We start from the raw sequence: 12274 nt of genomic DNA, 5'->3' as shown, positions 1-12274 counted from the left end.
AAATTAGATAAAGCTATTCTCTGGTGCTATCTCATTTGGTATGTTACAGTAGTTTGTTTTCATTTTGATCCTTCGGTTAAGATATGGATCAATTCAATTGGTATAAGTGCTGTAATCGGTACGGGCCTGATGCTAAGTGTTTCTTCTAGTAAGGTCGAAAGAGATCGTTGGCAGGCATTCAGGTTATATCTCATGCCATTTTGTGTCTCAAGTTTCTCTGCCTTGATTAAAGAGCAGGGATTTATCCTATTCATATCACCAAATATCACAGAAACAATAGTGTCAGTATCATGCTGTGTTCTGTTTATCTTAGTTATTTTCGTAGTTAAAAAAATTAAAAATAAAGTTATTTAGCAGGAGGCGGAAAGTTGGCACAATGTAGCAGAAATATGAGATTTCAGGTTGAAATTACCCCTAGATATTTTAAGGACTATGGAGCTTGTAGAATTCTGAGGCCCCGACTCTAGCGATTGAATAGGTTATTGAAATCGCTTTCTTAGTTTCTAGTCCGATAGTTCTTTGAGTGCGATCGCTTTTTAGTTGGGCGATCGCCGATTTGTACTATACTGGCTTCTGTAAATAAATTACTAATATCCCCAGAGGAATATCTGCCGTAAGCGGGTTGCTAAAATCGATCGCTCGCGCTAACCTTTTTTGCCATTAAATCGCTTTCTTTGTTGGATTAATTGGCATTTTAAATTCTGCCTTCTACTTTCTCCGTTGGGGCGACACAAGCTGCAGTAATGCCCTCACAACGATCGACGGTCAATAACCAATTATTAATTGTTAGTATTCCATGAGGGGGCAAAAAAGATATATCATAATCTTAACCGGATCATTTCTTCCCAGATATGTTCTACTGTTCTAATCCCAGATGTTCTAATCCTTTCAATCCCGACAACTCTAAATTTTGTCAAAGTTGCGGCAAGCCCGACCTCACGCCTCTCTTCAGAAACCGCTACCGCGTGATTCGACTGTTGGGCGAAGGGGGATTTGGCAGAACTTATGAAGCGGTAGATACCGATCGCATGGACGATCCGTGCGTCATCAAGCAGTTTATGCCCCAATTTCAAGGAACCTCAGCACTTGAAAAAGCCACAGAATTGTTTAAAGAAGAAGCGAAACGGCTTTACGAACTCGGCGAACATCCCCAAATTCCTCGATTAATTGCTTATTTTGAACAAGACAACCGACTTTATTTAGTACAAGAGTTGATAGAGGGGCAAAATTTACTGGCTGAATTAACTCAGCAGGGCGTTTTTAGCGAAGAAAAAATTTGGCAGTTGCTGGCAGATATTTTGCCAATTCTGAAATTTGTGCACGAACGCAATGTCATTCACCGAGACATCAAACTTGAGAATATCATCCGCCGCCGCACCTCTGTCAGCTCATCTGTGCCTAAGGCGGGAAATTTTCGCAGTACCGCTTTCCCAAGGGGAGGGCGAGGAGAGTTAGTTCTGATAGATTTCGGCATTTCCAAACAAGTGACGGGCTCGCTAATGAGCCAAGTAGGCACAACGGTAGGAACGCCCGGATATTCGCCGATGGAACAAATGCGGGGTCAAGTTTTCCCCGGAAGCGATTTGTACAGTTTGGGGATAACTTGCCTGAGACTGCTAACTCAATGTTTGCCAAAAGCTGACGGTTCCGATGACCTTTACGACCCAATAAACGGCGGCTGGATGTGGAGAAAACGGTTGCCCCCCGGCACAAAAATTAGCACCGAGTTGGGAAACATTTTAGATAAATTAATTCAAGATTATCTCAAAAATAGATATCAATCTGCTGATGAAGTAATCAAAGCTTTAAATCTCTATTCTTTACCTCCCCAACCCCAGTTTGTCAATGGGGGACAACGAGATATAAATTCTTTGCGGGCAAAGGGAGGACAAGTTGCTATCACTCCCCCGCTCACTCTAAGCGGCAAAATCAACAGCAATGTCTCTGTAAATCCGAGGGAAAAATCCAACACCAATCCGCCTCCTAGCAAGGCACCGCAAAGAATTTCTGTTGTCAAAAGCACTTTTGAATTTCAAGTAGTGACTATAGACAAAAGCGGGAAGCAAAGTAATATTAAAAGCGGCAAAGCTGGTTTTTTTGAAGAACATCTCGATAGCAGTACAGTCCTGGAAATGGTATCTGTTCCTGGCGGTACTTTCCTCATGGGTTCCCCAAATAATCGGGGTGACAGCGACGAAAAACCGCAGCACCCAGTAACTTTAGCATCTTTCTATATTGGCAAATTTCCCGTCACTCAGGCACAGTGGACAGCAGTTGCCGCGCTGCCGGAAATTAAAATATTTCTCGATCCCGATACGGCCCGTTTTAAAGGTCCAAATCGACCTGTAGAAAATGTATCTTGGTACGAGGCTATGGAGTTTTGCGCTAGACTTTCTCGAAAAACTGGTAAGCGTTATCGCTTGCCTAGTGAAGCCCAATGGGAATATGCTTGCCGGGCGGGAACTCAGACGCAGTTTCACTTTGGAGAAACGATTACCAGCGAGTTAGCAAATTACAACGGAAATTCTAATTACGCTGAGGCGCCCAAAGGAGTTTATCGCTTTCAAACGACAGATGTAGGCAGTTATAAACCCAATGCTTTCGGATTGTACGATTTCCACGGAAATGTTTGGGAATGGTGTGCGGATGCTTGGCACAATAATTATAACGGTGCGCCTGCTGATGGCAGCGTTTGGGAGTCTGACGGCGACCCTTCGCTGAGGTTGTTGCGGGGGGGTTCTTGGAACGATCATTCTCCGAATTGTGGCAGCGCGTGTCGCCTCCGATATCAGGCGAATTGCAAGGCTAGTATTGTGGGTTTTCGAGTGGTTGTTTCTCTTGTTTAGACTCCAATTGCAGGCCTTCGCTCTCAAGACTTGAAATTCATCTGCGTTAATCTGTGTTTATCTGCCCTCATCTGCGGTTAAAAAAAGAGAATTTATTAACCGCAGATGACAAGGGATTGACGCTGATTAACGCAGATGAGGAGAAGAGAGATAGGAATAATTCCGATGCTAACAGATTTGATATGATATTGTGTCGGCCATTCAAGAAACCGGGTTTTTGAATGACCGATCGCCAAAATTCAAGGGTTAACTAGCCTTCTTCTGAGGAGCCATTATGCGTTCCACACTCATAGCACCCACGCTCAACGTCACCACAGCCATGCCGAGAATTGCCACAGGCTGCAACTTCTCATTGATAATTATAAACCCGAAGAGTGCGGTCAGCGCTGGTCCCAAAGTGCCAATTACTGACGCTAAGGCTGCCCCCGCGAACCGGATGGCAAAATTATTCAAAAGATAGCTAAACAGCGTCAGCACCCCTAAAACAACGCCTCCCACAATCAAACCAGGCCACACATTTTGGTCGATTTTAGGAGCAAAATTTTCCGACAGCGGCACCCACAAACTCAGGGAGGAAAATACAAAAACCGCGGCGAAATTAATTAAACTAAAAGGAATCGGGTGCAGCTTGCCCGCGGCCATTTGCGTCAGCAATACGTAACCTGCAAAGGTAATCCCAGAAGCCAGTGCAGCCGTGACTCCCACCCCGACATTGCCGCCGCCCGGAGCTGGGACCGCAAAACTCGGCCACCCAGCTAAAATCAGACCTGCGGTAATCCCGACTATTGCCAAAAAGCCGACTCTGCTGGGGCGAGAGCCAAACAAGATCCAAGAACCCAGTACGGTGACGATCGGATAAATAAAGAAAATCGTAATCGCAATCCCCGCCGGAATATTGCCGATCGCCAAATAAATCAAAACCTGAGACAAAAACAGAAAAAATGCGCTTCCTAAAACCTTGCTCCACAAAGCTCGATCGCCCGACTGGAACAACCGCCTAATATCTTTCCACACAGAAGGATACAGAAAGGTCGCCAATATCGGCATCAAAGCCATCACTACGATCAGCCGCATCAACAAAATCAACAAAGAATTTCCAAAACCCGGAGTCACCACCCCCGGAAATTCAAACAAGCCAAAAGCCACCCGAGGAGTTTTGCTTTTAATCAGAATTCTCAAACAAACATTAAACAGCGACAATACCACGGCCGAAGATAAAGCCAGCACCAAACCTGTCTGTACTTGAGACGGTGCTTTAGCGGGTGCGGTCGAGGCCGCTGAAGAGGAATCCGGCACGGGTTGCCGCGGCCTATCCGCAGGTGTTGGCTGCAGAACTTGCGGGCGGACAGAATTAACAGAATTAGTTGATTCCTCGGGATAGGAATCTTGAGCATCGAAAGGATTCTCAAGATATTCTTCTTCTGATTCAAGTTCTTCCCTGATGCGGTTTACGAGATTTTGTAACAGTTCTTCCCCTTGCCGCTCTAGGGTTTGCATATTGTTGAGCCGCATGGAAAGCTCGCTTTCATAGCTGCTCAAATCTTGTTCCAGCATCTGGAAACTGCGATCGATCCTTTCATCCAGGGCCGCCAGCAACTCCGAGGCTCGTTCGCCGTAGTTGCTCGGCGGCATGGGTATCGGGAACTCCCCGCTGGGAATAGGGTTGCTGAGAGAATGTCCCGAGTTAGCGCTGAGTTCGTTGAACCGCTGCACTAACAAATCCTGCAAATTGTGAGCCAAAACTTGAGCCAACTGCTTCAGCCACAATTGCTGCTGCTGAATGTATCGCCCAGACAGAGATTCCATTTGCTGAGACTGCAATTTGCGGTATTGCTCTCTGAGGTCTTCAATATCCTCAATCAGGTGATTTTTTTCAGTTTGCAGCCGTGTAATGTCTTGATTTAACTGGCCTTTGACATTTTCATGCAAAGCGTCCAGTTCTTGCATTACTGAGTGGAGGACTTCTTCTGCTGATTGTCCATCCTCTGGCTCGCCCTTTGACGAGTATACATTCCGCTGCGCCATTAGCCTATAACCTCTAATTTAAACTGCACGTTCAGTGTTCTTAAGTATTGTGGCAAATCAGCTCGCAAGTTATAGTGAGTCGATCTAAAAGATTGCGGAGACTGTTTAATCAATAGTAGTCGCTCAGTTGGAGATGTGAAAATTTGGCGATCGCCCCAAGAACACTTTGTGCAATTAGAAATCATACTATACCTTGACCTCTCCACCGATTGCTCCCGGTAATTCTCCCATCTAACTCACCCGATTGCACCCGAATCACCAGCCTAATGACCGAAAGCATCCAGGATACAAGCTCCCGGATTCATCCGTCCAGAAATAAAAAACCTGTATCCGATGAAACTTGCCTAACGTATTTATCCGTGGGGTCAAGGCTTCAATCTAAAATCTAAAATCTAAAATCTAAAATCGATTGACCCGTTCCGCGACTAAATTTGATTGGGGGGTCGCACTCCTAGCCCCTCAATGGATAACTTGATGCTGCGGCCAGAAATCCGGTTTCTTTTCCCCGCCTTTCTCCCGCACTCCCGCACCCAGGTTTATGATTTTAACAGTTCCGATCTTTTGCTCGCGAAAGTTTTAAGAGGCGATCGCACCCTCAAAAAGCAACCCCGCGCCATCAAAAAATTAACACATCCCATCCCCCAAGAGCAACAGATATGGCCTCCGAAATTTATGACAATTCCTTTACAAAGGATATAGAAAAACTGAATATTTCCTCAGAAGCCGAAGTGTTTGTCTTTCCGGCATCATTTGCCCAGCAGCGCTTGTGGTTTCTCGACCAATTCGCACCGGAAAATCCTTTCTATAATGTAGTAACAGCCCTGCGCTTAACTGGTTCCCTCAACGTAACAGCCTTAGAGCAAACCTTCAACGAAATAGTGCAGCGCCACGAAACTTTGCGAACCACTTTTGCCGCGGTCTCAGGCCAACCCGTGCAGATAATCTCTCCGGCTTTCAAGACTCATTTAAAACTCTTAAACCTGCAACATTTGCCGCCAGAACTACGGGAAACAGAAGCACATAAACTCACCGCAGCCGAATCTCTTCGCCCTTTCAATTTATCCACCGGGCCGCTGATGCGACTAACCATCCTGCGGCTGACAGAAACCGAGCATATTCTCTTGCTAAATATGCACCACATAGCTGCCGATGATTGGTCGATCGGTGTGCTAATTCGAGAACTGGAGGCGATCTATACAGCTTTGATAAATCAACAGCCATCTCCCCTCCCAGAATTATCACTTCAATATGCCGACTTTGCCGAGTGGCAGCGCCAATGGCTGCAAGGCGAAGTATTAGAAACTCAACTAGCTTATTGGCGGCAGCAATTGCACGGGATTTCAGCGTTAAATTTGCCCACTGATCGCCCTGCACCAGCTAGGCAAAATTATCGGGGAAAAACTCAATATTTAGAACTGCCGAAAAAGCTGAAAAACGCACTCTTAGCGCTCTCGCAGCGAGAAGGAGCCACTTTATTTATGACTGTGCTCGCTGCATTTCAAACTTTGCTTTACCGCTACTCGCAACAAGAAGATATTGTTGTAGGTTCGCCGATCGCCAATCGCAACCAGAGCGAAATTGAAGCATTAATCGGTTTTTTTGTCAATACTTTAGTGCTGCGGACAGACTGCTCGGGAAACCCGACATTTCGAGATTTTTTGGGCAGGGTGCGGGAAGTAACCCTGGGAGCTTACGCTCACCAAGATTTGCCTTTTGAGAAGCTCGTCGAGGAATTGCACCCAGAGCGATCGCTGAACCGCCACCCGCTGTTTCAGGTGGTATTTGGCCTGCAAAATGCACCTGTGGACGAGCTAGAATTGCCAGGATTAAAGTTGAGCTCTTTTCCTTTGGAGACTCAAACAACGCGCTTTGATTTAGAGCTGTATTTGTGGGAAGCTTCCGATAATTTTAGGAGCAGATACGGCGAACATTGGGAAGATTCGGAAGGGCTCAGAGGCTTAGCTGTGTACAATACGGATTTATTTGATGAAGTTACGATCGCCCGAATGCTGAGGCATTTTAAAACGCTGATGGAAAGCATTGTGACTAATCCAGAACAAAGAATCGCTAGCTTACCTTTATTGAGCGAGGATGAAGTGAATCAATTATTCAGAGAATGGAACGATACTCGGACAGATTATCCTCAAAATAAGTGCATTCATCAGTTATTTGAAGAGCGGGCCCAGCAGCATCTGCAGGATGTCGCCCTAACTTTCGAGGGCCAGCACCTAACTTACAGAGAACTCAACAGTCGCAGCAACCAACTGGCACGCTACCTGCAAAAACTGGGCGTGGGGGCGGAGGTTTTGGTGGGGCTTTGTGCAGAACGATCGATCGACCTAATTGTTGGGATGTTGGCTGTACTGAAAGCGGGAGGGGCTTACCTACCGTTAGATCCGAGCTATCCGCGCGATCGGCTAAACTTGATGCTGGAAGATGCTAGAGTTAAAGTCTTGCTAATTCAGGATAAATTGATTGAGAATTTCCGAGACTTCTCAAACTCGGTGATTTACTTCGATCGCGATTGGGAACACATAGCCAAAGAAAGCGCCGAAAATCCCGCCAACACCGCAACAGCAGACAACCTAGCTTACGTTATTTACACATCTGGCTCCACAGGAAAACCCAAGGGAGTTGCTGTCACCCACAAAGCAGTAAATCGGCTGGTACTCAACACCAACTATATAAAAATAGAACCTACCGATAAAATTGCCCAAGCATCAAACGCTTCGTTCGATGCAGCCACATTCGAGATTTGGGGAGCCTTGCTTAACGGCGCTCAACTCGTGGGAATTAGCACAAATATTACCCTCTCGCCTCACGATTTAGCCTTAGAACTGCGCCAACAAGGCATCACCGTTTTGTTTTTAACAACTGCCTTATTTCAACAAATTGCTAGAGTTTTACCGCAAGCTTTTGATTCGCTGCGCTGCTTGCTGTTTGGCGGAGAAACGGTCGATATGAGATGGGTTAAAAAAGTTCTCCAACAAAAGCCAAGCACTAAATTAATTCACGTTTACGGGCCTACAGAAAATACCACATTTTCGGCTTATTATTGCGTGCAAGACGTACCCGAAACCGCAACATCTATCCCCATCGGCCGCCCGATCGCCAACACGCAGATTTATCTCCTCGATGCGGATTTGCAGCCGGTGGCGATCGGTGTTATAGGTCAATTGTACCTCGGCGGTGACGGATTGGCGAAAGGCTACCTCAACCAGCCAGATTTAACTGCTGCTGCATTCATTCCCAATCCTTTTAGCAATAAATCTGGTTCTAGCCTTTATAAAACAGGTGATTTAGGCCGCTATTTAGTTGACGGCAACATCGAGTTTTTAGGCCGCGTTGACGACCAAGTAAAAATTCGCGGCTACCGCATCGAATTGGGAGAAATTGAAGCGGCTTTGTGCCAGCATCCGCAAGTGCGCGAAGCAGTAGTAATTGTGAGGGAAGACATCCCCGACGATAAACATTTGGTAGCTTATGTTATTCCTGACGGCATTAATGAAAAATTAGAAATTCCCAATCTTAAGTCAAGTGACTTGCGCCAATTTTTGAAAGAAAAGTTACCAGGATATATGGTTCCTGCAACTTATGCAGTGTTGGAGTCCCTGCCGCTGACGCCCAACGGCAAAGTAGACCGCCGCGCCTTGCCCGATATAGATACAGACAGCGAGGATATAACAGAAAATTATGTAGCGCCTAGGACTGAGCTCGAAAATGCGATCGGGAATATTTGGGCTAAAGTTTTGAGAAAACAGCAGGTTAGTATCTACGATAATTTCTTTGAACTAGGCGGGCATTCCCTGCTAGCAACTCAGTTAATTTCTCGCATCCGAGACTCTTTGCAAGTCGAGTTATCGGTCAGCAATTTGTTTGAGGCTCCGACTGTGGCGAGTCTGGCAAAATACATTGAAACAATGCGCTGGGCTGCGAAAGGTTTGGATACTCCCAGAACCGACGAAAATGAGCGCGAAGATGTGGAATTTTAAGGGCTTACATAATTGCGGGATGATTTTGATTGTTTTGTGGAATTGGCGTCCAGGAGCATCTCACTTTTGGAGCCCAGCTAGAAATCTCAGTTTTGAGGCAGGAGGAAAAAAGAAGAAGGAAGGAGCCAGAAAAAGTGTTTTTACAAATATGAGATGCTCCCAAAAACTGTGTGTCTAAGTGCAATCAAATTGGCGGCATAAAACCAGAGGAATAGAACTCCAACCGATGTAATCTTTGGCGTCCAAAGGTTGAGCTAATTTGGAGACTGAATCCTCTACTAGAAGCTAGGGCATCACCATTTGGATGGTCTTTATCTATAATTTTGGCATCAAATTTATAGGTGAGTCAATCGATTTTAGATTTTAGGTTTTAGATTTTAGATTGAAGCATTGACCCCAGGGATAAATACGTTAGGCAAGTTTCATCGGATACAGGTTTTTTATTTCTGCACGGATGAATCCGGGGGCTTGTATCCTGGATGCTTTCGGCCAGAATGCCGAGAATGAGGAAGCATAACTAGCGAGTGCAAAATCAATTCAAGCCCTGTGGGTAGAAATTACCGCAATGGGAACTGATATTTAAGCCGGTTTCACGAGGAGATTTAGCCCTGTTACTTGCTAACCTGCTAAAGGCTGAGGCTGCCTATATAGTTGTAAAATTGCTTGCAGGGCATTATAAATAAGGGAGAAAATCTTCTCTCAACAGCGACTCATCCCGAAAATCAAAAACGATGTCCAACCAAGCGTCTGACCGTCTTAAACAAAATGCTGAAAAAATTATGGAGATGTGGGAGAAGCGGGCGCGTGAGGAAGTCAGCGCATCAACGCATCAAGATTCCCTTGTCTTGCAAGATTCCCTACCTCTGTACTTAAACCAACTGGTAGATGAACTCTCAAACAGAATTGTTAGGACATCTGCCCGAATCACAGCCGACGAGGTAGAAAGTACGCGGATTGGCAGGCTGCATGGGCAGGAACGGGCGGGGTATGCTGACTACTCCATGACTCACCTAATTTTCGAGTATCACCTCCTCCGTCAAGTAATATTTCAAGTTTTAGAAGAAGAAGCACCTTTAGGAGTGCAGGATAGAGACATTATTATCGGCTCAATTGAGCAAGCCGTTAATGACGCTGCCACTCAATTCTCCGAAACGCTGCGAGATATTCAAGAACTATTTATGGTGACGTTAACTCACGACCTCAGAAATCCCATCAATGTCGTAAAAATGGGAACTCAACTGACTCTGCGGCGGCTGGAACGAGGAGATACCCACACGGATGTGGCCGCAAGGATGCTCAATGCGATCAATCGGCTGGATTCGATGATTCAAAATCTGCTTGATGCGAGTCGGCTGCGGGCAGGGCAGAGCTTAAAGATGGAATTTGAAGAATGCAATTTTGAGATGCTCGTCCAAGAGGTGGTAGAAGATTTGAGCTTTGCCTATGGAGAGCGGTTTGTTATAGTCTCTGATTCTGATATCAGGGCTTATTGCAGCCGTAAAGAAATACGGCGGGTGATTGAAAATTTAGCAATTAACGCTGTGAAATATGGTGCGCCTAGTACGCCGATTACACTCACACTGCAGCAAACTGAAACGCTGATCAGCCTTACTATCCATAATGAAGGCGATCCGATCGCCATAGACGCTCAATCCATCCTATTTCAACAATTTCGTCGAACCATTTCTGCCGAGGAGCAAACTGGCTGGGGATTAGGATTATTTTTAGCAAAAAATATTACTGAGGCGCATAAAGGGACACTGGCGGTTGAAAGTGCAGAGGGCAAGGGGACAAGCTTTATTATCAACTTACCTAAAGTTCTTCTTTAGTTCGGGACATTAAGACTAAGAAGAAAAATAGGGTATCCCCAGCCAGAACCTACAGGATTTTAACTCACATTTTTAGTCAGGAAACTTCAGTGCAGAATGCCCTGACAGCTTCTGCAAACTGCTGGTTATGCTCGATTAATGCCATGTGTCCTCCTTTCTGTATAGTAAGTAGCTCTGCTTGAGGTAATTCTGCTTTCATTCGCAGGCTAGCTGGGGGGGTAGTGGCAATATCTGAATCGCCGCATATCACCAACACAGGAATGTCAATTGATGGCAAAGTTTTTGTTTCGTCAAATTTGAGCATTCCCAGTGTGCCGCGAGCGAGAACGCCGGGAGAACCCAAGGCTGATAAGAAAGCTGAGAAATCTAATTGACCGCGCGTTTCAGTGCCTTTAAATCCCGATACTTCTACACTGATGTACAGTGAACCATTGAGATAGCTCAGCCAAGTCATGCCCCACATAATAGGTTCAAGAGCTATGGTGAGATAGAGCAGAGGTTGGAGCAGCGGCTTCTGCAAAGCGCGCCATAAACCGCTAAAAATAGCGGTTTTGAGAGGATTAGTATAAGTCGTATCTACCAGAATTAAACCAGCTACTCGACTACCGAGAAGTTCTGGGAAAAGCCGACTGAATGTTAGAGAAATCATGCCGCCCATGCTGTGTCCGAGTAGGATAACAGGTTTAGTTCCTGCTATGGCAATGACGGCTTCGAGATCGCGGGCAAATTTTTCTAGGGAGTAGTCGCTGTTTTTTGGTCGAGTGGATTTTCCCAAACCTGGAAGATCCCAAACAATCACTCGGTAGCGATCGCTTAGTTGCCGTTTCGCGTAATACCAAACCATACTGTTCGGCCCCCAACCATGGGAGAGAATAATCGGCTGTCCGTCCTCTGGGCCGTAGAATTCTACTTGTAAAATAGTGCCATCAGGTCTCTCTACCCGCTGCACCGTACCCGTCCGCGTCGGCTTCGGTTCGTCAGCACCGGGGCGGCGGAACAGCGGCAAACTGATAAAGCGGCCGCCAACGGACCAAAGAACCATCAAGACTCCGCTGACTAAGTAGGAAATCCCTATAAGTTCGCCGATGTACCATTCGTAAATAATGTATATACCTCCGCCAAGTACCCCGAGGGACAGCAGTCCCACCAGCCATAGAAACAGAAAATTGAAGGGCATGAACGGCATAAGCTGAAACCTTGGGTAGAATTTGGGTTGCGGATTCAAACAGAATCATACTGAGGTTAGGCCACAGTAGGCAAGCGATCAGTTAAGCTCTTAACTTGTGCGCTGGTGGAATTTATTTTATATTTGCCAAAGTAATCATATCAATTCCGGTAGTAAGGCCGGAATGATATCAAATCCTTGCTTCAAGAGTCGGGCGTAAAGTCGAATCAAGCTCGCAACTAATAATTCGCGCAATTTTCATTTTTTTGACCCGCCCGTCAACAGTCAACAGTCAACAGTCAACAGTCAACAGTCATCAGTCAACAGTCAACAATCAACAGTCAACAGTCAACAGTCAACAGTCAACAGTCAACAATGATTCCGGTGCAACCGGAATCGATATCACAGGATGACTCA

Annotated in this window: 6 protein-coding genes; 4 read left to right on the top strand and 2 right to left on the bottom strand. The window is 45.8% G+C overall.

Annotation, left to right across the window (positions count from 1 at the left end; translation table 11 throughout):
* Positions 1–851 precede the first annotated feature (851 nt).
* Positions 852–2846, top strand: coding sequence for a bifunctional serine/threonine-protein kinase/formylglycine-generating enzyme family protein (locus QUB56_RS05790; protein ID WP_332953969.1), 1995 nt, complete (start codon positions 852–854; stop codon positions 2844–2846).
* 246 nt (positions 2847–3092) lie between these two features.
* Here QUB56_RS05790 and QUB56_RS05785 read toward each other — a convergent pair whose 3' ends face one another.
* Positions 3093–4871 (bottom strand): DMT family transporter, encoded by a 1779-nt coding sequence (locus QUB56_RS05785; RefSeq protein ID WP_332953966.1) that lies wholly within the window; start codon positions 4869–4871, stop codon positions 3093–3095.
* A gap of 656 nt (positions 4872–5527) precedes the next feature.
* Here QUB56_RS05785 and QUB56_RS05780 point away from each other — a divergent pair.
* Positions 5528–8863, top strand: coding sequence for an amino acid adenylation domain-containing protein (locus QUB56_RS05780; protein ID WP_332953965.1), 3336 nt, complete (start codon positions 5528–5530; stop codon positions 8861–8863).
* Positions 8864–9594: 731 nt separating this feature from the next.
* Positions 9595–10692: a HAMP domain-containing sensor histidine kinase gene (locus QUB56_RS05775; RefSeq protein WP_332953964.1), complete on the top strand. Its 1098-nt coding sequence runs from the start codon at positions 9595–9597 to the stop codon at positions 10690–10692.
* A gap of 76 nt (positions 10693–10768) precedes the next feature.
* Here QUB56_RS05775 and QUB56_RS05770 read toward each other — a convergent pair whose 3' ends face one another.
* Positions 10769–11878 carry an alpha/beta hydrolase gene (locus QUB56_RS05770; protein ID WP_332953963.1) on the bottom strand — a complete coding sequence of 370 codons (1110 nt, stop codon included), beginning with the start codon at positions 11876–11878 and terminating at the stop codon, positions 10769–10771.
* A gap of 245 nt (positions 11879–12123) precedes the next feature.
* On the opposite strand from QUB56_RS05770, the gene QUB56_RS05765 reads away from it, so the two are divergent.
* Positions 12124–12270, top strand: a complete 147-nt coding sequence (locus QUB56_RS05765; RefSeq protein ID WP_332953962.1) for a hypothetical protein — start codon at positions 12124–12126, stop codon at positions 12268–12270.
* Positions 12271–12274 lie beyond the last annotated feature (4 nt).

Origin of the sequence: Microcoleus sp. AR_TQ3_B6 (genome assembly GCF_036702785.1) — a bacterium.
GTDB lineage: Bacteria > Cyanobacteriota > Cyanobacteriia > Cyanobacteriales > Microcoleaceae > Microcoleus.
Note: the sequence above shows the minus strand (reverse complement) of the source record. Positions and strands in the feature narration are given on the sequence as shown.